This is a genomic window from Aeromonas sp. sif2433, assembly GCF_019218705.1.
GTDB lineage: Bacteria > Pseudomonadota > Gammaproteobacteria > Enterobacterales > Aeromonadaceae > Aeromonas > Aeromonas encheleia.
Map to the genome: position 1 here is coordinate 1 of NZ_JAHUXD010000020.1, position 19,619 is coordinate 19,619.

The 19,619-nt window shown below is 62.8% G+C and carries 19 protein-coding genes; 8 read left to right on the forward strand and 11 right to left on the reverse strand.

Translation table 11 applies throughout. The annotated features are described in order from the left end of the window. Positions 1-406 precede the first annotated feature (406 nt). Positions 407-946 carry a gamma carbonic anhydrase family protein gene (locus KW825_RS19825; protein WP_218330189.1) on the forward strand — a complete coding sequence of 180 codons (540 nt, stop codon included), beginning with the start codon at positions 407-409 and terminating at the stop codon, positions 944-946. An 85-nt stretch (positions 947-1,031) separates the two neighbouring features. Here KW825_RS19825 and polA read toward each other — a convergent pair whose 3' ends face one another. Then, the gene (polA, locus tag KW825_RS19830) at positions 1,032-3,800 is read right to left on the reverse strand and encodes a DNA polymerase I (RefSeq protein WP_218330190.1); all 2,769 of its coding nucleotides are present in this window, start codon (positions 3,798-3,800) and stop codon (positions 1,032-1,034) included. A gap of 400 nt (positions 3,801-4,200) precedes the next feature. Here polA and elbB point away from each other — a divergent pair, with 400 nt between their 5' ends. After that, a complete protein-coding gene (gene elbB, locus KW825_RS19835) occupies positions 4,201-4,851 on the forward strand; it encodes an isoprenoid biosynthesis glyoxalase ElbB (RefSeq protein WP_218330191.1) in 651 nt (216 codons plus the stop codon). Positions 4,852-4,924: 73 nt separating this feature from the next. Here elbB and KW825_RS19840 read toward each other — a convergent pair whose 3' ends face one another. From KW825_RS19840 to KW825_RS19855, 4 genes are all read right to left on the reverse strand, one after another. Further along, complete coding sequence (locus KW825_RS19840; RefSeq protein ID WP_042655046.1) at positions 4,925-5,134, reverse strand: cell division protein ZapB; 210 nt, start codon at positions 5,132-5,134, stop codon at positions 4,925-4,927. Positions 5,135-5,380: 246 nt separating this feature from the next. Further along, complete coding sequence (locus KW825_RS19845; RefSeq protein ID WP_218330192.1) at positions 5,381-6,661, reverse strand: hypothetical protein; 1,281 nt, start codon at positions 6,659-6,661, stop codon at positions 5,381-5,383. A 21-nt stretch (positions 6,662-6,682) separates the two neighbouring features. Continuing rightward, positions 6,683-7,462: a serine O-acetyltransferase gene (gene cysE, locus KW825_RS19850; RefSeq protein ID WP_042655044.1), complete on the reverse strand. Its 780-nt coding sequence runs from the start codon at positions 7,460-7,462 to the stop codon at positions 6,683-6,685. 8 nt (positions 7,463-7,470) lie between these two features. Then, positions 7,471-8,382: a cation diffusion facilitator family transporter gene (locus KW825_RS19855; protein WP_042655043.1), complete on the reverse strand. Its 912-nt coding sequence runs from the start codon at positions 8,380-8,382 to the stop codon at positions 7,471-7,473. Positions 8,383-8,468: 86 nt separating this feature from the next. On the opposite strand from KW825_RS19855, the gene KW825_RS19860 reads away from it, so the two are divergent. The 3 genes from KW825_RS19860 to trmL all read left to right on the forward strand — a co-directional run bounded on the left by KW825_RS19860 (position 8,469) and on the right by trmL (position 11,067). Further along, complete coding sequence (locus KW825_RS19860) at positions 8,469-9,161, forward strand: response regulator (protein ID WP_218330193.1); 693 nt, start codon at positions 8,469-8,471, stop codon at positions 9,159-9,161. Positions 9,162-9,165: 4 nt separating this feature from the next. Next, positions 9,166-10,521 carry an ATP-binding protein gene (locus KW825_RS19865; protein ID WP_218330194.1) on the forward strand — a complete coding sequence of 452 codons (1,356 nt, stop codon included), beginning with the start codon at positions 9,166-9,168 and terminating at the stop codon, positions 10,519-10,521. An 81-nt stretch (positions 10,522-10,602) separates the two neighbouring features. Then, complete coding sequence (gene trmL, locus KW825_RS19870) at positions 10,603-11,067, forward strand: tRNA (uridine(34)/cytosine(34)/5-carboxymethylaminomethyluridine(34)-2'-O)-methyltransferase TrmL (RefSeq protein ID WP_218330195.1); 465 nt, start codon at positions 10,603-10,605, stop codon at positions 11,065-11,067. Positions 11,068-11,128: 61 nt separating this feature from the next. On the opposite strand, the gene dinF is transcribed toward trmL, so the two are convergent. From dinF to lexA, 4 genes are all read right to left on the reverse strand, one after another. Further along, complete coding sequence (gene dinF / locus KW825_RS19875; protein WP_218330216.1) at positions 11,129-12,514, reverse strand: MATE family efflux transporter DinF; 1,386 nt, start codon at positions 12,512-12,514, stop codon at positions 11,129-11,131. A 22-nt stretch (positions 12,515-12,536) separates the two neighbouring features. Continuing rightward, positions 12,537-13,163: an SCO family protein gene (locus tag KW825_RS19880; protein WP_218330196.1), complete on the reverse strand. Its 627-nt coding sequence runs from the start codon at positions 13,161-13,163 to the stop codon at positions 12,537-12,539. 199 nt (positions 13,164-13,362) lie between these two features. Next, positions 13,363-13,653: a hypothetical protein gene (locus KW825_RS19885; protein WP_042655038.1), complete on the reverse strand. Its 291-nt coding sequence runs from the start codon at positions 13,651-13,653 to the stop codon at positions 13,363-13,365. Positions 13,654-14,019: 366 nt separating this feature from the next. After that, entirely contained in the window at positions 14,020-14,646 is a 627-nt protein-coding gene (gene lexA, locus KW825_RS19890; RefSeq protein WP_042655037.1) for a transcriptional repressor LexA, read from the reverse strand. A 214-nt stretch (positions 14,647-14,860) separates the two neighbouring features. On the opposite strand from lexA, the gene plsB reads away from it, so the two are divergent. Next, positions 14,861-17,284: a glycerol-3-phosphate 1-O-acyltransferase PlsB gene (gene plsB / locus KW825_RS19895; RefSeq protein WP_218330197.1), complete on the forward strand. Its 2,424-nt coding sequence runs from the start codon at positions 14,861-14,863 to the stop codon at positions 17,282-17,284. Positions 17,285-17,378: 94 nt separating this feature from the next. Here plsB and ubiA read toward each other — a convergent pair whose 3' ends face one another. Beyond that, positions 17,379-18,242, reverse strand: a complete 864-nt coding sequence (ubiA, locus tag KW825_RS19900; protein ID WP_218330198.1) for a 4-hydroxybenzoate octaprenyltransferase — start codon at positions 18,240-18,242, stop codon at positions 17,379-17,381. Beyond that, on the reverse strand, positions 18,239-18,790 hold the full coding sequence (locus tag KW825_RS19905) for a chorismate lyase (protein ID WP_218330199.1): 552 nt from the start codon (positions 18,788-18,790) through the stop codon (positions 18,239-18,241). The genes ubiA and KW825_RS19905 overlap by 4 nt, the downstream gene beginning before the upstream one ends. 145 nt (positions 18,791-18,935) lie before the next feature. Here KW825_RS19905 and KW825_RS19910 point away from each other — a divergent pair, with 145 nt between their 5' ends. After that, a complete protein-coding gene (locus KW825_RS19910) occupies positions 18,936-19,367 on the forward strand; it encodes a flagellar basal body-associated protein FliL (protein ID WP_218292760.1) in 432 nt (143 codons plus the stop codon). Between the two features lie 67 nt (positions 19,368-19,434). Further along, positions 19,435-19,602, forward strand: coding sequence for a hypothetical protein (locus tag KW825_RS19915; protein WP_218330200.1), 168 nt, complete (start codon positions 19,435-19,437; stop codon positions 19,600-19,602). Positions 19,603-19,619: the final 17 nt, after the last annotated feature.

Sequence of the window (19,619 nt, forward strand, 5' to 3'; positions counted from 1 at the left end):
TATTGCTAACAAGTCGTTTTGGTCACTTCACCAGACATTGAAAATCAAAAATTGTTTTTGATGCTCGATGCTGTGAGTGCCCACACAGATTGCTTGATTCAAATTGTTAAAGAGCGTTGCAACGTTTAGTCGCTGCGGGAGTGGCATTCTACTCAACCGCCTTCTCGAGTCAAGCCTTATTTTCAGAGGCTTTATCGAGGTACCGACCGGCTTGTTTGCGTTGCCGCTTGCCCTGTCGATGTGGCGCATTATAGATAGATTGATCACGCTGGCAAGGGGGTTACTGCAATAAAACTGTAAAAATCGGCACTTTCTTAGTTATTCATATCCAACCACAGCTTTTGTACAAACTTATCCACAGAAAGGGCCTTCGATTGCTAGAATGGCCGAAAACAAGGAGGCCAAGATGGACCTGAGACTGAGACCTTACAAAGGAAAACGCCCGCAACTGGGCAAACGAGTATATGTGGATCCCTGTGCCACTCTGGTGGGTGATATCGAGCTCGGCGACGATGCCAGCATCTGGCCCCTGGTGGCGGCGCGCGGAGACGTGAACCACATCCGCATCGGCGCCCGCAGCAACGTGCAGGATGGCACAGTGCTGCACCTGAGCCGCAGGAGTGCCAGCAATCCCGATGGCCATCCGCTGCTGATAGGTGATGATGTGACCGTGGGCCACAAGGCCATGCTGCACGGCTGCACCATAGGCAACAGGGTGCTGGTCGGCATGGGGGCCATCCTGCTGGATGGGGTGGTCGTGGAAGACGAGGTGATGATAGGTGCCGGTAGCCTGGTACCGCCGGGCAAGCGGCTCGAGTCCGGCTTCCTCTATATGGGCAATCCCGTCAAGCAGGCGCGGCAGCTCAAACCGGCAGAGCTCGCCTTTCTGAAGATCTCCGCCGATAACTACGTGCTGCTCAAGGACGAGTATCTGCAAGAGGCCTGAGGCAGACAGAATGAACAGAGACAAGAAGCCCGGCATGCTGCCGGGCTTCTCTGCTTATATAGCTAGCCAATCACTATGGTCAGGATCAGTGGGCCTGATCCCAGTTGTCGCCGGTCCCGGCTTCCACCACCAGCGGCACATGCAGCTCGGCGGCGGCCGACATCTTCGCCTTGATGATGGCGACATACTCTGCCAGCTTCTCCTCGCGGATCTCGAACACCAGTTCATCGTGCACCTGCATCAGCATGTGGATGGAGTCATCCGTGATGCCACGGAGCCAGCCATCGACGCCGATCATGGCGCGCTTGATGATATCGGCGGCCGTGCCCTGCATGGGGGCGTTGATCGCCGCCCGCTCGGCACCCTTGCGCAGACCGGCATTGCGGGACTTGATGTCCGGCAGGTAGAGGCGACGACCGAACAGGGTCTCGACATAGCCCTGCGCCTGCGCCTGCTGGCGGGTACGCTCCATGTAGTCGAGCACGCCGGGATAGCGCTCGAAGTAGAGATCCATGTACTTCTGCGCCTCGGCGCGACCTATCCCCAGCTGCTTGGCGAGGCCGAAGGCGCTCATGCCATAGATCAGGCCGAAGTTGATCGCCTTGGCACTGCGTCGCATGTCGGTGGTGACCGCATCCAGCGCCATCCCAAACACCTCGGCCGCGGTCGCCTTGTGGATGTCCTTGCCTTCGGCAAAGGCGGTCAGCAGCCCCTGGTCACCGGAGAGGTGCGCCATGATCCGCAGCTCGATCTGGGAATAGTCCGCCGCCACCAGCTTGTAGCCAGCGCTCGGGATGAAGGCCTGCCGGATGCGGCGCCCCTGCTCATTGCGCACCGGGATGTTCTGCAGGTTCGGATCGGTTGAGGAGAGCCGGCCGGTCGCTGCCACCGCCTGATGATAGGAGGTGTGCACCCGCCCGGTCTGGGGCTTGATCATCAGTGGCAGCTTGTCGGTATAGGTGGACTTGAGCTTGGCCAGGCCGCGGTGCTCCATCAGCAGGCGCGGCAGATCGTAGTTCTCCGCCAGCTCGGCCAGCACCTCTTCGGCGGTGGAGGGGGCGCCCTTGGGGGTCTTCTTGAGGATGGGCAACCCCAGCTTGACGAACAGGATCTCGCCGAGCTGCTTGGGTGAGGAGAGGTTGAACTCCTGCCCGGCCAGTTCGTGTGCCTGCCGTTCCAGCTCCGCCAGACGCACCTCTATTTCCTGGCTCTGCTGGTGCAGCAGCTTGGGATCTATGGTGGTACCCAGCAGCTCCATCCGTGCCAGCACGGGCAGCAGGGGCAACTCGATCTCGGTGAATACCTTGGCCAATTCAGGCAGCTTGCTCAGTTCGCCCCAGAGGGTCTGATGCAGGCGCAGGGTGATGTCGGCATCTTCGGCCGCATAGGGTGCGGCCTGCTCCAGCTCGATCTGATTGAAGGTGAGCTGCTTGGCCCCCTTGCCGGCGATCTCTTCGAACGAGATGGTCTCGACGCCCAGATACTTCTTGGCCAGGGAGTCCATGTCGTGACGGCTGGCGGTGGAGTTGAGCACATAGGATTCGAGCATGGTGTCGAAGGCGATGCCCTGCAGGTCTATGCCGTGGTTGAGCAGCACGTTGCGATCGTACTTGAGGTTCTGACCGACCTTGAGGCGGGCCGGATCTTCCAGCAGCGGCTTGAGCTTGCCCAGCACCAGGGCTTCGGTCAGCTGCACCGGCGCCCCCAGGTAGTCGTGGCCGAAGGGGACATAGGCAGCCTTGCCCGGCTCGATGGCAAAGGAGACGCCGACGACCCGCGCCTCCATATAGTCGAGACTGGTGGTCTCGGTGTCGAAAGCAAACAGCGGGGCGGCGTTCAGCCGAGCCAGCCAGTCGTCAAATTCGCCCTCGTCCAGGATGCAGCGATAATCGGTCTCGATGATGGCGGCGGCAACCGGCTCCTCATCCGCAGCATCCTGACTCACACTGCCTGTGCTGCCAGCACCTTCGTTATCGGACTCCAGCTCCTTGATCAGGTTGCGCAGTTCGTACTCGCGATAGACTTCCAGCAAGGACTCCTTGTCGATCGGGCCCAGTTGCAACTGCTCCAGCTCCTGCTCCAGCTCGACGTCGGTCTTGATGGTCGCCAGTTGATAGGAGAGACGAACCTGCTCTTCCTGCTCGCGGAACTTGTCGGCAAACGCCTTGGAGCCACGGAAACCGAGGGCGGCCACCTTGTCCAGGTTGGCGGCGATCTGGTCTATGCTACCGATCCCCTGCAACAGCGCCTGCGCCGTCTTCTCGCCCACCCCGGTCATGCCGGGAATGTTGTCCACCTTGTCCCCCATCAGGGCCAGGTAGTCGATGATGAGCTCCGGCGGCACGCCAAACTTCTCGATCACCCCCTCCCGGTCTGTGGTCACGTCCTTCATGGTGTCGATCAGGGTGACGTGATCGGAGACCAACTGCGCCATGTCCTTGTCACCGGTGCTGATGAGCACCGGCAGCTGTTTCTCGGTCGCCTGGCGAGCCAGAGTGCCGATCACATCGTCGGCCTCGACCCCTTCGACCATCAAGAACGGGAAGCCCATCGCCTTGATCATCTGGTGGATGGGGGCGACCTGGCTGCGCAGATCGTCCGGCATGCTGGCACGGGTCGCCTTGTACTCGGGGTAGATGTCGTCGCGGAAGGTCTTGCCCTTGGCGTCGAACACCACGGCCACATGGCAGTCGGGGTATTGTTTGCGCAGGCTGCGCATCATGTTGGCCATCACCCGGACGGCGCCACTCGGCAAACCGGTCGATGTGCGCAGATCGGCCTGCTGGGAGGCGAAGAAGGCGCGGTAAAGATATGAAGAGCCGTCGACCAAGATAAGGGGATTGCTAGGGGCCATGAAATCGTCCTGCCAGGAATAAACAGCCGTTAGGATGCCACAGGGCCCGCATCACACCAAGGGGCGGGGATACAGCCTCAGGCGGCCAGATGGAGGGTCGGCGCTGTGGATAACTCTGTGCTCAAAAATGGGAGCTCGTTAGACCCATTGTGACAAAGCTGTGCGTAAATTATAAAAACAACATATAAAACATAAAGTTGAGATCACCAAAACCGATCATCTCAAAATTGAAATGATCTCGATCAATGTGGAAAAAGATTTAAGGGAGTCAATACGGCAGGATCCGAAACGAAACAATCCTAGCACAGCGAGATGACTTGACCAGCGGAGGGCCAGCGATAACCATACAAAAATACAACAATCTACCCTGGCTCACATTTTCAACAACGAGGAGTCTGCCATGAAAAAAGTGGCCGTGATTTTGAGTGGCTGCGGCGTCTTTGACGGCACCGAGATCCATGAAGCCGTCATCAGCCTGCTGGCGCTGGCCCGCCAAGGTGCCGTGACCCAGTGTTTCGCGCCCAACGTGCCGCAGTTGCATGTCATCAACCATCTGACCGGCGAGGTCAGCACCCAGGAGAGCCGCAACGTGCTGGTCGAGGCGGCCCGGATCGTGCGTGGTCAGATCCGGGACGTGGCCGAGCTGGATGCGGCCGACTATGACGCCCTGCTGCTGCCCGGTGGCTTCGGCGCCGCCAAGAACCTGTGCGACTTCGCAGTGCAAGGCGCCCACTGCCAGATCCAGCCGGATGTGCTCAGGGCGTGCCAGAGCTTTGGCGCCGCCCGCAAACCGGCGGCCTATATCTGCATCGCGCCAGCCATGATCCCGCTCATCTACGGGGCCGGCACCCTGGCCACCATAGGCACCGACGAGGCGACCGCCAATGCCATCGAGGCCATGGGTGGCAGCCACCTCAACTGCCCGGTCAACGAGTTCGTGGTGGATCAGGAGCGCAAGGTCATCTCGACCCCGGCCTATATGCTGGCGCAGAACATCGTCGAGGCGGCCGATGGCATCGAGAAGACGGTCAAGCAGTTGCTAGCGCTCTGATGCCTCCCTTGCCATAAACAAACGGGCCGCTCATGGAGCGGCCCGTTTTCAATCTTGTCTGTCAGCGCAGGGATTAGATGGCTTCGCCCATCTGCTCCATCTTGCCAAGCAGGGCGCGCAGACGCTCTTGCCAGGCAACGTGCTCGTTGCGCAGCTGATGGTTCTCGTCTTGCAGCTTGCTGTTTTGCTCTTTCAGCTCGTCCAGCTCCATCTTCAGCAGGGAGATGTTGTCGACGGCGGATTGGACTTTGGATTCGAGTTGCTCAAGGACTTCTAGTGACATAGTTGCATACCTGTTTGTTCAATTGCGATGCCCTACAGCGGGCGATCAAGCGCGTGGAGCCAGCATACCCTGAGGGCATTGGCACAAACAAGCCGGTGCGTTGCAAAATGCGCCTTCCCTGCCGGTATTGTCTAAATATGCGTCGGTTTTTCTCGCAGGCCGCTGCGCCGCAGCCGCAAGGCCGGCTCCAGGGCACGGCGGCGATACTCATGGCGCCGCCGGCCAGGGGGTCGCTTGCTGCCGGTGTCACCCGTGCAGGGCGATAAATGCCCCCAGCAACAGGCAGGCGACCCCGTACATCAGCAAGCCGTAGAGCAGGTTCCAGCGCAACAGCAGCCCGGCGCTCAGGTTATAGCGCGACGCCAGCGCCAGATTGGAGCCGGACAGCGGACTGGTGCCGGTGGCCAGCCCCCACCCCAGCAGGAAACACATGCCGAGCAGGCTGGGATCCGGGGCCAGTGGCCACAGCAGGGGGGCCAGTCCTGAGATGCTGATGAGCGGGTGCACACCTATGATGGCCACCAGGAAGATCAGCAGCAGGGTCAGGCAGGCCTCCAGCCAGCCGAAGTGATTGAACAGCGGCAGGCCGTGGCCACCGCCGACATCGATCACCGACAGCGCGCTGTTGATGCCCGCCGCCAGCAAGCCGGCCCCCAGGAACAACACCAGTTGGCCGCCGATGGCGGGGAAGCGTTCCACCACCTGCCGCTTGAGGGCCGCCCCCCGCCCGGCATGGGGCATGAACAGCAGCGCCAGCAGCGGCGCCACCAGCGCGATCACCGCCAGGATGCTGAGCTGGGGCCAGAGCCGGTTGATCAGCAAGACCAGCAGCGCCAGCGTCACCGGCAGCCCCAGGGTCTGCAGCCGCAGCGGGTAGCCCGCGAAATCCGCCACGCCGAGCCGCTCCACCTGCCAGGCCGTCAACCCCATCGCCAGCAAGGCGGCGACGATGCCAAACGGCAGTATGCTGGCGAGTTGCAGGCCGGGGGCATAAGTGAGCGCCACCGCCATGGCGACGAAGAAGGGGGACCAGAAGGCGGCCGCGCAGAAGATCCGGCTCAGCACCATCACCTGGCGCCGCTCCAGGGTGCCATTGCGCTCCAGCCGGTCGCCGATGATGAACAGCACCGAGAGATTGATGACGGCGCCGAGCAGATTGAGGCTGGCCATGGTGCTCCACAGCCCCTTGCGACCCGACCAGGAGCTGGTGCCAGTCAGCAGGCCGGAGGTAGCGAGGTTGAGGGTGCTGACGGCGGCAAACATGGTGAGCATGTTGATGTTGGGCAACAGCCAGTCGCCGGCGCTGAGACTGGCTCCGCGCCACCAGGAGAAGATCAGCAGCAAGAGCGCGGCACCATAGAGGGCCAGGGCCTGACGCCGTGCGGCGCCCACCAGCCAGGGCCAGGTGAGCAGGGAGGCGGCCCAGGCGGCGATGGCCGCCGGCCAGGGAGAGAAGCCCAGATAGAGATGCAGCAGGTTGAGCAGCCACATCCCCAGGATCAGATAGCCTGACCAGCGCTTGACCATGGTACCGCCTCGGTCAGGGGATCAGAGACACTGATCCATGTCCAGCGAGGGCTTGTCGCACTCGGGGCGACCCACGATCTTGGCCGGCACGCCGGCGACTGTGGTGTGGGGTGGCACCGGGTTGATCACCACGCTGCCGGCACCTATCTTGGCGCCGACGCCCACCTCTATGTTGCCGAGCACCTTGGCACCCGCCCCTATCATCACCCCTTCCCGGATCTTGGGGTGGCGATCGCCACTCTCCTTGCCGGTCCCGCCCAGGGTCACGCTCTGCAGGATGGAGACATCGTCCTCGATCACCGCCGTCTCCCCGACCACTATGCCGGTGGCATGGTCGAACATGATGCCCTTGCCGATCCGCGCCGCCGGGTGCACATCGACCCCGAACACCACTGAGATCTGGTTTTGCAGATAGAGCGCCAGCGAACGACGCCCCTGGCGCCACAGCCAGTTGGCCACCCGGTAGCCCTGCAGGGCATGAAAGCCCTTGAGGTAGAGCAGCGGCGTCGAGAAGAGATCGACCGCGGGATCCCTGTCCTGCACCGCGCAGATGTCGGCGGCCACCATGGCCAGCAACTCGGGCTCGCTGCGCAGGGCCAGTTCGATCACCTCACGCAGGGCGATGGCCGGCATGGTGGTGCTGTCGAGCTTGTTGGCCAGCTGAAAGCTGAGCGCCGAGCGCAGATCCTGATGATTGAGAATAGTGGAGTGAAAGAAGCTGGCCAGCATAGGCTCCTGGGCCGCCATGCTCTGTGCTTCCAGCTGAATTTTTTGCCACGTTTGGGCAACCAGATCATCCATGTTGCAGCCTACTGTTGTTCAGGGTGAGGGCCTTGTTGTTCTTTTGTCAGCACCGAGATGGGGTCCATGTGGATAATCACATCCATCCGCTCAAATGACTGGCGCACGGCCAGCTCAGCCTCGTCGGCTATCTGATGGGCCTTGACCAGGGGCAGCTGATCATCCAGTTCCAGATGCAGCTGCACGAATCGGGTCGGCCCGGATTGGCGGGTACGCAGATCATGGACACCGTGTACCCCCTCCACGGCACAGCAGAGCGCCATTATTCTCGCTTGTTCTTCCTCTGGCAACTGACGATCGAGCAGCGCCTGTACCGATTCGTAGCCGATCTGGACGGCTCCCCACACCAGGAACAGACCGATCAGGATGGCAAACAGGCCGTCGGCCCAGAACCACCCCTGCCCCGCCAGCACCAGCGCCAGCAGCACGCCGGCGTTGAGCAGCAGATCGGAACGGTAGTGCAGCATGTCGGCCTTGATGGCCACGCTGTTGGTGCGCTGCACCACCCAGCGCTGGAAGCCGACCAGCAGCAGGGTCAGCAGGATGGAGCCAGCGCTGACCCAGAGCCCGGCCTCCAGCCGCTGCACCGGCACCTGATTGAGCAGGGAGGAGATGCCGTGCATCACCAGCAGCAGGGCCGAGCCCGAGATGAAGGCCGACTGGATGAGGCCCGCCAGCGACTCCGCCTTGCCGTGGCCGAAGCGGTGCTCGTTATCCGCCGGGGCCAGGGCGTAGCGGATGGCGAACAGGTTGATGAGGGAGGCGCTGACGTCCATCAGGGAGTCGGTCAGAGAGGCGAGCAGACTGGACGAGTCCGTCATCAGCCAGGCGATCAGTTTGCCGGTGATCAGCAGGCTGGCGACGGCGACCGCCGCCATGCTGGCCAGGGTGACCCAGCGAGAATATTGTTGTTGGCTCAAAACCGGCTTTCCTCTGGCGCGTAAAAATTTATTATACCCTGACCCGGGCGTCAGTCTGACGCGCAAAATCAGCGGAATGATTCCAGATGAATAAAATACTCCTGGTCGACGACGATCTCGAGCTGACCCAGCTGCTCACCGAAATCCTGACTCTGGAAAGCTTTCAGGTCACGGTCGCCGAAGATGGCGAGGAGGGCCTGCTGCGGCTGGCAGAGCAGGAATTCGATCTGGTGCTGCTGGATGTGATGATGCCAAGGCTCAACGGCTTCGCCATGCTGACCAAGCTGCGCAAGCGTCATGACACCCCGGTGCTGATGCTGACCGCCCGCGGCGACAGCCAGGACAGGGTCAACGGGCTGGAGGCCGGCGCCGATGACTACCTGGCCAAGCCGTTCGACGATCGCGAGCTGCTGGCCCGGGTGCGCGCCATCCTGCGCCGCACCCAGACCCTCTCCCCCCAGCGCGGCGCATCGGACGAGCTGCGCTTCATGGATCTGGTGCTGCAGCCCGGCCTGCAACAGGCCCGCTGCGACGATCAGTTGCTGGAGCTCACCGCCACCGAGTTCGGCCTGCTGGAGTGCCTGCTGCGCAGCCCCGGCCAGATCGTCAGCAAGAATCTTCTGTCTGAACAAGTGCTTGGCAAGAAGCTGGAGCCCTTCGATCGCGCCATCGACATGCACCTGAGCAATCTGCGCAAGAAGCTGCCGGAGCGCAGCGATGGCCAGCCCCGCTTCAAGACGGTGCGCGGCCGCGGCTACCTCTGGCTGGAACAGGCCTGAGCCGATGAACAGCAACCGCTCCTTCGGCGGCCTCTCCACCCAGATCTTCCTCTGGTTCTGGTTCATGCTGCTGGTCGTGCTGGCGGCCGTGGTCATACTGCCGACCCTGGATCCGCGCAACATCATCCCCCTGCCAGAGCATGAAGTGTCCAGGATGAACAACAATCTCAGGGCGCTGCAGGCGGGCATGGAGCCGGACCAGGAGTTCGATCTGTCCAAGGCCATCGAGTCCGCCGGGCTGCTGCCGGTGGACAACGTCTACCTGCGCGATGCCAAGGGGCAGATGCAGTCCACCGCCCACCTCAGCAAGTTCGTCATCCGCTTCATGCTCGATGCCGACAATCCGGCCAAACCCATGCTGGGGAGCGAGCACAAGCGGGCCATCGCCGGTCCCTTCCAGATGGTGCATCACGGCCAGACCTACCACGTCTACTTCGGGCTCAACGTCGAGAACTCCTACCTGTTCCTGTTCATCCAGATCCTGGATCACCCCATCCAGATCCTGGGCATCGCCATGCTGGTCAGCACCCCGCTCTGCCTGTTGCTGGCCTGGCGGCTGACCCGCCCCATACTGCAGTTGCAGCAGTCGGTCTCCCGGCTGGCGGAGGGCAACCTGGAGGCGCAGATCCCCAACCTGGGGCGGCGGGACGAGATTGGCCAGTTGGCGGATCACGTCAGCCACATGGTGGATACTCTCAAGAGCATGATCCAGAAGCAGAAACAGCTGCTCTCCGACATCTCCCACGAGCTGCGCAGCCCGCTGACCCGCATCCAGCTGGCGCAGGCGCTGATCCGTCGCAAGCAGGGGGACAGCAATGAGCTGGCACGGATCGAGACCGAGATAGCCCGGCTCGACAAGCTGATCGGGGATCTGCTGGATCTGTCGCGAGTACAACAGCATGTGGAGGCCCCCGTACTATTGCCCCTTGCCGATCTGCTGGAGCCCATCCTGGACGATGCCATGTTCGAGGCCAACCAGAACGGCAAGCAACTCAGGCTGCCGCCACTGCCGGCCGAATTCCTCAAGATGTGGCCGGATCTGCTGGCACGCGCCCTGGAAAACCCGCTGCGCAACGCGCTCAAATATGCCCGCGAGTTCATCAAGGTGGACTGGTATCCGGAGGGGCGGGAGTGGGTGATGACCATCCGGGATGACGGCCCAGGCGTGCCGGTGGCACAGCAGGCGCAGCTGTTCCTGCCCTTCTTCCGGGTCGACGATGCGCGCAACGCCAAGACCGGCGGCACCGGCCTCGGGCTGGCCATCGCCGCCGAGGCGATCCAGCGCCATGGCGGCACCATCCGGGCCAGCAGCAATCAGCCGAACGGGCTCGTCATCACCATCCGCCTGCCCATGGCGTGAGACAGCCCTTTTCATCCCAACGGGCGCTGGTTATGCTGGCGCCCTTTCTGCCCCAATCTCGGCCCCCATCAGGATCCCGTCATGCTCGACATCGTGCTCTATCAACCGGAAATCCCGCCCAATACCGGCAACATCATCCGTCTCTGTGCCAACACCGGCTACCGGTTGCACCTGATCGAGCCGCTGGGATTTGAATGGGATGACAAGAGGGTCAAGCGGGCCGGCCTCGACTACCACGAGTTTGCCGAGGTGAAGCGCTGGCCGGACTATGAGAGCTTCCTGGCGGCCGTGGCGCCGACCCGGGTGTTTGCCTGTACCACCAAGGGGCGCACCGCGCACTCGGCGGCGCAGTTTGCGCTGGGGGATGCCTTGCTGTTCGGGCCTGAGAGCCGGGGTCTGCCTGCGGATCTCATCGAGAGCCTGCCGTTCGAGCAGCGGCTGCGCATCCCCATGCTGCCGCAAAGCCGCAGCATGAACCTGGCCAATGCGGTCTCCGTCTTCGTCTATGAGAGCTGGCGCCAGTTCGGCTACGAGGGCTCGCTCTGAGTCGATGCCTGCGCCGGGCCGCAGCCGGCCAGACGCCGCATCATCACCATCCGATGAAGTATCACTGTGCGCCGCGGCTCGCGGGCTCGGCGGCATGCCCCTGACCCAGCAGGCGCCCATCGGACTCCATCCGCCAGCATAGCCAGCCAAGGGTCAACCCCCTCCCCGCCATCAAGGCCGCCATGGCGGCCCACAAGGCCGCCACACCCCAGGCCTGGCACAGCCACCAGACCGGAAAGAAGCCGCAAAACGCCGCTATCAGCATGCTGTTGCGCATCTCGCGGGCGCGGGTCGCGCCGATGAAGACCCCGTCCAGCAGGAAACACCAGACTGCCAGCATCGGCATGACGATCAGCCAGGGCAACTGGCGGTTCGCCTCGGCGATCACCGCCGGGATGTCGGTGATCTGGGCGATGAGCCGCTCTCCCCCCAAGGCGAATGACAGGCTAAAGCCGAGGGCGATCAGCAGGGCCCAGCCCAGGTTGAGGACTATGGCCTCCCGCAGCCCCTGCCGATCCCGCCGCCCTAGGGCCCGGCCCACCATGGCCTCCACCGCGTAGGCAAAGCCATCCAGCCCGTAGGAGATGAGCATCAGGAAGTTGAGCAGCACCGCGTTGGCGGCCACCGCTACATCCCCCAGCCGCGCCCCCTGCAGGGTCATGAAGGCAAAACAGAGCTGCAGGCAGAGGGAGCGGATGAAGATATCCCGATTCAGGCCGAGCAGGCGCCGCAGCGCCGGCCACTGTCGCCAGCGCTGCCAGGCCCCCTGCCACACGTCGGCGGACAGATGGCGCAGTTGGCGGCTCACCAGCCAGAGTCCCACCCCCAGCGCGCCGTAGTCGGCCAGCAACGAGGCGGCGGCGACCCCCTTCACCTGCCAGCCCAGCCCCAGCACGAACCAGGCGTCCAGTACCATGTTGATGAGGTTGCTCAGGATCAGCAGCAGCATGGGGCTGCGGGCATCCTGCATGCCCAGCAGCCAGCCCATGATGACCAGGTTGCACAGCGCGGCCGGGGCACTCCAGATCCGCACCGACACGTATTCCCCGGCATAACCCTGCACCTCGGGCGAGCCGCCACTGAGCGCGATGAGCGCCGGCAGGAAGGGCAGCAACAGGAGCAGCAGTGCGGTGCCCAGACCAATGGCCAGACCCAGCGCCCGCGCCAGGGTGTCCAGCTGTCCCTCGGCGCTGGCGGCGCCATGAGCCTGGGCGGTCAGCCCGGTGGTGGACATGCGCAGGAAACCGAGCAGCCAGAAGAGGAGGTTGATGAGGGTGGCGCCGACCGAGACGCCGCCGAGGAACCAGGCCTGGCCGAGATGACCGATCACCCAGGTGTCCACCAGCCCGAGCAGCGGGGTGGTGATATTGGAAAACACCATGGGCAGGGCCAGGGCAAACACGGCCCTGTGGCGCCTGGGATCCCGCAGCCAGAGCGGGATCAGCATGGGCAGGGCCACTGTTGGGGCATCATTCGTCGGCCAACCGCACTATCCGGCCAAAATCGGAGACCAGGGTCGTCATCGCCACATGGGGCACCTGCCCATCCACCATCTGGGGACGGAACACCGCCACCAGCTTGCCCTGCGGATCGATCAGCACTATGGAAGCCGAGTGGTCGATCAGGTAATCCTTGTCCCCGCTCTCCGCCATTGAATAAACGAGGCCGAGGTTGCGCACGAAGGGGAATAGATGGTTGTGGGGACCGGTGGCGGCCTTGAACTCCGGCTGGAAGAAGGCGGTATAACGCTTGAGGCGGGCGCTGTCATCCCGCTGCGGATCCGCCGAGACGAAGACCACCTGACTGCTGGGAGCGATTTTTTTCAGCTCAGGATAGACGGAGCGCAGATCCGCCAGCGTGGTCGGGCAGATGTCCGGGCAATAGGTATAACCGATGAACAGGAAGGTCCAGCGGCCGCTCAGGCTGTCCGGGGTGAAGGCCTGCCCCTCGGCGTCGGTGAGCGTGAAAGGATTGATGTCCCGGCCCTGTGCGTAGTAGTCCGCCTGCTCGGGCAGGGCGGGCTGGCTCCAATGGTAGGCAGCCATCATGCCGCCGACCAGCAGCAGAAACAGCAGGGGGTAACGAGGTTTAACCATATAAAACAAAGCCTTGCTAGTCTAGTCAGCCGAAGAGAGGGCTAAACGAAGGGCTATTGTAACCCGCTCGGCACCCTTTTTGGCTACCCAAGGTCCGGATGGTGGTCTGGCGGAGGCTCGACAAGAGGGGGAAACAGGCTGGGCCGACAAGCAAACAGAAGCCCCATATTGGATGGGGCTCGCAATAGACCCGGGTAACTCAGGGGCGCCGTCTGTGCTGCGCCTGCGTACGCTTGGCAACGGTGTGCAGCGGCACGACCGGGGCCGTCCAGGGGGCATCCGGCAGCCCCATGTCATGGTGGCGGCGAAACAGCCGCACCAGACGGACTATCTTGTCCTTGGGGCAGCCCAGCCAGATGGTCCAGCCATCGCCCTTGTGATAGACCCAGAGCGCATAAAACCACGTCATCCGGCTGCCCTTGATGAAGCGGGTAATGGAAGATGCGGGCGCTGCGGCCAGACCCGGATCCCATGGCGAGCTTGAAGCCATACCTGTCCTCCTTGCTCAACAGGTCACGCCGACCAGCCCCCTGGACACCCCAAGACACTGTCGCGTGCTGACTGTACGAGTCGCTCCGGGCCTTTGGCTCGCTCGATGTGCGAGCGCCCGAAGACTCTCCCTTCTATCCCGCGCCGCCTCGGCGCAGCGCCAGTGATGCATGCTCGCGGCCTTATGCTGGCCACTCAGGCAACCATCCGGGCCAGCGCTGGCGCACCGGGCCTTATCAAAGGATATATCCGAAATGCCCGCCGTGCGGCGGTGAGATGGAGACAAAAATGGCGGTCATCAGGGAGGACGCGAGCTAGCGGGGAAAAACAGGCAAAACGAGACGGCCTCCCGCAGGAGGCCGTGCCGTTACATCCAGTCGGCGTTGCGGATCACGCCGACGGCCAGACCTTCGATGGTGAGGTGCTGGCTGGAGAGATCCACCTCGATGGGGGAGAGCTCTTCGTTCTCCGGCAGCAGCCACACCTGGCTGCCCTTGCGCTGGAAGCGCTTGACGGTGACATCCTCATCGAGGCGAGCCACCACCACCTGGCCATTGCGCACTTCCTGGGTCTTGTGCACCGCCAGCAGGTCGCCATCCATGATGCCGATGTTCTTCATGCTCATCCCCTGCACCCGCAGCAGGAAGTCTGCCCGCGGATGGAACAGGGCGGGATCCACCTGATAGTGGCTCTCTATGTGCTCCTGGGCCAGGATCGGCTCACCGGCCGCGACCTTGCCGATCAGCGGCAAGCCGCTCTCTTCCGGCGCGACTTCCTCTTCTTCGAGCAGCAGCCTGATACCGCGGGAGGTACCGGGCATGATCTCGATGACCCCTTTCTTGGCCAGGGCCTTCAGATGTTCCTCGGCCGCATTGGCCGACTTGAAACCAAGCTTCTGGGCGATCTCGGCACGAGTCGGCGGCATGCCGGTCTCGCTCATGTTTACCTTGATCAGCGCCAGCACTTCGGCCTGGCGGGGGGTAAGAGGTTTCATAGGATTGGCACCTGTTTTTTTATACAGCACACTGGCAGTATATACAGTGCTGGGGCCAAGGCAAGGCGTTGCTGACATTTGTCGCATCCTTGTCGCACTTCTTGCCAGGAAATAGACCATTCTTGATCCTGCACAGCCACTCATCGTACCTCTCGGCGACAAGCCAACGGTGATTTGTTATGCTCACGCCGCATTTTTTGGAGAGCAGACACCCATGTCCATAGGACAGAACATTTCCAGAGCCATACTGCAATGGCCTATCAGCGGCTTGGTCAATCACAAGAGCCTGCCGGAAAACCCCATTACAGAACTGAACCTGGACCCGGCCAGACCCATTGTCTATGCCCTGAAAACCAGCTCGATCACCGATCTGATGACGCTGCAGCAATGCTGCGAGGATCTCGGTCTGCCCGGTCCCTTCACCCCGCTGGAGCTCGGTGACCAGCTGCTGCCGCGCTACGTCTGCCTGGATCGTCCGCCTCCCCTGTTCGGCAAACGCAACAAGCCACTCCCCTTCTTGCAAGAGTTTCACCAGCTGCTGGATCTGCACAAGCAGGATCCGGCGCTGGATATCCAGGTCGTGCCCGTCACCCTGTTCTGGGGCCGCGCCCCGGGCCGCGAGGGTGAAGAGGCCTCCGGCTGGAACATCATCAGCAGCCTGGCCCCGAACCGGCTCAAGAAGGCGATGATCGTGATCCTCAAGGGGCGCGAAAACCTGGTGCGCTTCTCGCCGCCACTCTCCCTGCGCCATATGGCGGACAAGCACGGCACCGACGAGGCCATAGCCCACAAGCTGGCGCGGGTGGCCCGCACCCACTTCAGCCGCCAGCAGCTGGCGGCGACCGGCCCCAAGCTGCCGAACCGCAACCTGCTGTTCAAGCAGCTGCTGGATTCCAGCGTGATCCAGCAGGCCATCGAGGAAGAGGCCCAGCGCGAGGGCATCAGCATGGAGAAAGCCCAGAAGCGCGCCCACGGCTACATGGACGAGATCGCCGCCAACTTCTCCTTCCGGTTGATCCGGCTCGGCGAGACTTTCCTCGGCTGGCTGTGGAACAAGCTCTACCGCGGCCTGTCGGTCAACGGCGCCGAGCGAGTGCGCCAGCTGGCGCAGGAAGGCCACGAGATCGTCTACGTGCCCTGCCATCGCAGCCACATGGATTACCTGCTACTCTCCTACGTCATCTATCATCAGGGCATGGTGCCGCCCCACATCGCGGCCGGCATCAATCTCAACTTCTGGCCGGCGGGCCCCATCTTCCGCCACGGCGGCGCCTTCTTCATCCGCCGTACCTTCAAGGGCAACCCGCTCTACAGCACCGTATTCCGCGAATACCTGAATCTGCTGTTCGCCAAGGGCTACTCGGTGGAGTTCTTCACCGAGGGCGGGCGTTCGCGCACCGGGCGCCTGCTGCCGCCCAAGACCGGGATGCTGGCCATGACACTGCAGGCCATGATGCGCGGGCTGGACAGGCCGGTGACCCTGGTCCCCGTCTATCTCGGCTATGAGCACGTGATGGAGGTGAACACCTACCACAACGAGCTCAAGGGCAGCCGCAAGGAGAAGGAGAGCTTCCTGCAGGTGCTCGGCATACTGCGCAAGCTGCGCAACTACGGCCGGGGCTTCGTCAACTTCGGTGAGCCGCTGACCCTCAACAACTACCTCGGCGAGCACGTGCCGCACTGGAAGGAGAGCATCGGCAAGGAAGAGCGCCCCGAGTGGATGGCGCCCACCGTCAACCGGCTGGCCGAGCTGCTGATGACCCGCATCAACGATGCCGCCGCCGTCAACGGCCTGACCCTGAGCGCCCTGGCGCTGCTGGCCGCCGAGCGCCACGCCCTGACCCGCGACGAGCTGCAGGCGCAGCTCAACACCTATCTGGACCTGCTCAAACAGGTGCCCTACAGCCCCCAGAGCACCCTGCCGGATGAGGATGCTAGGACCCTGCTGGATCAGGCGATGGAGCTCAACAAGTTCGAGGTGAGCGAGGACAAGCTGGGCCAAATCATCAGCCTGGACCGCTATCAGGCGATCCTGCTGACCTACTATCGCAACAACATACTGCACCTGTTCGCCATGCCGTCCTTGGTCGCCACCCTGATCGAGCGCTGCGAGGGGATCTCCCGCAGCGAGATCGTCGCCCGCTGCGTCGACATCTACCCGCTGCTCAAGACCGAGCTGTTCTTGCGCTATGAAGAGGAAGAGCTACCGGAGCTGATCGATGCCCTGCTGGATGAGCTGCAACGCCAGCAGCTGATCGAGGCGCGCGACGGCGGCTACTGGGTCAACCCGGGCAACCAGATGCGCCTGCTGCTGCTGGCCGAGAGCATCCAGGAGACGCTGCAACGCTACGCCATAGTGCTGACCCGAGTGCTGGCCCAACCCTATATCGAGGCGGAGCAGCTGGAGGCGGACGGCCTGATGATGGCGGAACGCCTCGGCACCCTGCACGGCATCAACGCCCCCGAGTTCTTCGACCAGAAGCTGTTCAGCACCCTGATCCACAGCCTGCGCAGCGAAGGCTATCTGGACACGGGCTGCAAACCGGATCTGGGCCGCTTCCAGGCGCTGGCCGACAACATAGTGCCGCTGCTCAGCACCAGGATCCGGCGGACGATAGAGGCCGGCAACCGACCCTGAGGCTGCGGCCCGGCATCAAAAAGTCTGCCGGCCGAGACGCCGCGTCAAAACAAAAAGGCCGCATCATGCGGCCTTTTTCATGGGAGCCTGCGGCTCAGAGGTAGTGGATCACCACCCCGATCAGCACCAGGGCCCCCACGTAGTTGTTGTTGAGAAACGCCTGGAAGCAGGACTCCCGCTGCCGCTCCCGGATGAGCCGCTGCTGATAGACGAACAGCACCGCCGCCCCCAGCAGCCCCCAGTAGTAGCTGGCCCCCAGCGCCATCAGCTCTCCCACCAGCAGCAGGATCAGCAGGGTCGCCAGCTGCAGCATGCCGATGATCCGCTTGTCGTGGCGGCCGAACAGGATGGCGCTCGACTTCAGGCCCAGCTTGAGGTCGTCATCCCGGTCCACCATGGCGTACTGGGTGTCATAGGCGATGGTCCACAGCAGGTTGGCGAGAAACAGCAGCCAGGCCACGGCGGGCAGGGCGTTGGCCTGCGCCGCATAGGCCATGGGAATGGACCAGGAGAAGGCCATCCCCAGCACCAGCTGAGGTATCGGGATGAAACGCTTCATGAAGGGGTAGCAGACCGCCAGCAGCAGGCCGGCGAACGACAGCCCTATGGTGAGCGGGTTCAGGGTCAGCACCAGGCCGAACGAGATGAGGGCCAGCACGGCGAACAGTGCCAGCACCTCCCGCGGCCCGACCCTGCCCATGGGCAGCGGCCGGCCGGCGGTGCGCTTCACATGGCCGTCGAAGTTGCGATCCGCATAGTCGTTGATGACGCAGCCGGCCGAGCGCATCAGGAAGACACCCACCACAAACACCACCAGGATCCAGGGATCCGGCGGGCCACCGGCCGCCAGCCAGAGTGCCCACAGGGTCGGCCACAGCAGCAGCAGGGTGCCGATGGGCTTGTCGATGCGGGCCAACTGCACATAGGCCAGTCCCCGCTCCTTGGTTAACAGCTTCACTCCAGCTCCTTATTCGATGGCAGCGCATCAGACGATAGCGAGGGCAAGAAGAGTTCGTGGACCAGCAAGGGCCACTGCCCCAGATAGAGACGGGAACGGCGTCCCCAGACGGTGGCGGCCTGGCACCAGGGGTTGGCCGCTATTTCGAAACAGGCCAGCTGCAGGTGATCGCGCCGCGCCGGCGCATGGCCGAATATGCGCTCCCCCAGCGGTTGCTCGCCCAGATCATGCAAACCGCTCCCTTGCAGCGCCGCCTCGGCAAACAGGGTCCAGCCCAGGATCGCCGGCCCGCCATCCCCATGCAGGATCACCTCGCGGCACAGCCCCATGGGATGCGGGGCGGCCACCAGCCCCTGCTCATCGGCACCGAGCGACACGCTGCGATTGCCCAGCAGTTGCACCGAGAGATGGCGATTGTAGCGACGCAGCCGCCGGGTCATGGAATCGGCTTCCAGCAACCAGGGGCGCAGCGCCTCGGGGAGATCGCACTGCTCTGGCGTCCGCCACGGGGCAAGCTGGATCAGGGGAACAGTCAACTCGGACTTCACAACTTCACCATCCGGAGATTTCCGTTGTCAGGTTAAAATCCGGTTTATTATCCGTAAATCAATCGAGAATTGTAAGAACATCCGTGCTTGACGGCCCCGATGGCAGCATCAAAAATGGGGCATCTGTCGCTGCTGAGCCATCTTGATGAAGATCTCCAGAATTCTGCTGGTGTTATTGCTGGGCTGTACCGCATTGAATGCACAAGCCTCCTCCGAGGAGAGCGCCGCCGATCCAGCCTCCTCCGCCGTCAAGCCGGGCTTTGCCTACCATGCGCTGGATCCTGACATCATCACCAACTATCTGGGGGAAGGCAAAACCCTGGGCTACGTGCGGGTGACGGTGGAGCTGATGGCCGAGAACGGGGCAGACCTCAAGCTGCTGGAGCAGCACGATCCCCTGATCCGCGACGCCATCATCCGCCTGATTGGCAGCAAGACCGGCGATCAGATCAAGTCGCTGGTAAGCCGGGAAGAGCTGCGCAAGGAGTGTGAGAACCGGGTCAATGAGCTGCTGGTGAAAGAGACCGGCAAGAAGGCGGTACGCGAGCTCATCTTCACCAAGTATCTGTACCAATGAGGCCGTGACCGGGGTGCCGGCCATGAGTCCTGCTCACCCCCATTCGTTGTCGAGGATATGACTCTCCATGGGCCACAAGACGCTGTGTGAATGGCGCCGTCACGAGATCCCATTTGACCTCAAGGCGCTGCGCAAGATAGTACGCAAACCCAAGTTCGTGTGCGGCAAGTGCGCCCGCAGCGCCAACGACAAACAGTATCTGTGCCAGCCGCTGCGATTGAAGAAAGAAGAGTGAAGCCAATAAATTAACTG

Coding starts and splice junctions, on each gene's coding strand:
- KW825_RS19865 (WP_218330194.1), top strand. CDS start 9,166: ATGAACAGCAACCGCTCCTTCGGCGGCCTCTCCACCCAGATCTTCCTC.
- cysE (WP_042655044.1), bottom strand. CDS start 7,462: ATGGATGATCTGGTTGCCCAAACGTGGCAAAAAATTCAGCTGGAAGCA.
- polA (WP_218330190.1), bottom strand. CDS start 3,800: ATGGCCCCTAGCAATCCCCTTATCTTGGTCGACGGCTCTTCATATCTT.
- KW825_RS19885 (WP_042655038.1), bottom strand. CDS start 13,653: ATGGCTTCAAGCTCGCCATGGGATCCGGGTCTGGCCGCAGCGCCCGCA.
- KW825_RS19840 (WP_042655046.1), bottom strand. CDS start 5,134: ATGTCACTAGAAGTCCTTGAGCAACTCGAATCCAAAGTCCAATCCGCC.
- KW825_RS19825 (WP_218330189.1), top strand. CDS start 407: ATGGACCTGAGACTGAGACCTTACAAAGGAAAACGCCCGCAACTGGGC.
- KW825_RS19910 (WP_218292760.1), top strand. CDS start 18,936: ATGAAGATCTCCAGAATTCTGCTGGTGTTATTGCTGGGCTGTACCGCA.
- KW825_RS19845 (WP_218330192.1), bottom strand. CDS start 6,661: ATGGTCAAGCGCTGGTCAGGCTATCTGATCCTGGGGATGTGGCTGCTC.
- plsB (WP_218330197.1), top strand. CDS start 14,861: ATGTCCATAGGACAGAACATTTCCAGAGCCATACTGCAATGGCCTATC.
- KW825_RS19915 (WP_218330200.1), top strand. CDS start 19,435: ATGGGCCACAAGACGCTGTGTGAATGGCGCCGTCACGAGATCCCATTT.
- KW825_RS19880 (WP_218330196.1), bottom strand. CDS start 13,163: ATGGTTAAACCTCGTTACCCCCTGCTGTTTCTGCTGCTGGTCGGCGGC.
- dinF (WP_218330216.1), bottom strand. CDS start 12,514: ATGCTGATCCCGCTCTGGCTGCGGGATCCCAGGCGCCACAGGGCCGTG.
- KW825_RS19860 (WP_218330193.1), top strand. CDS start 8,469: ATGAATAAAATACTCCTGGTCGACGACGATCTCGAGCTGACCCAGCTG.
- lexA (WP_042655037.1), bottom strand. CDS start 14,646: ATGAAACCTCTTACCCCCCGCCAGGCCGAAGTGCTGGCGCTGATCAAG.
- elbB (WP_218330191.1), top strand. CDS start 4,201: ATGAAAAAAGTGGCCGTGATTTTGAGTGGCTGCGGCGTCTTTGACGGC.
- trmL (WP_218330195.1), top strand. CDS start 10,603: ATGCTCGACATCGTGCTCTATCAACCGGAAATCCCGCCCAATACCGGC.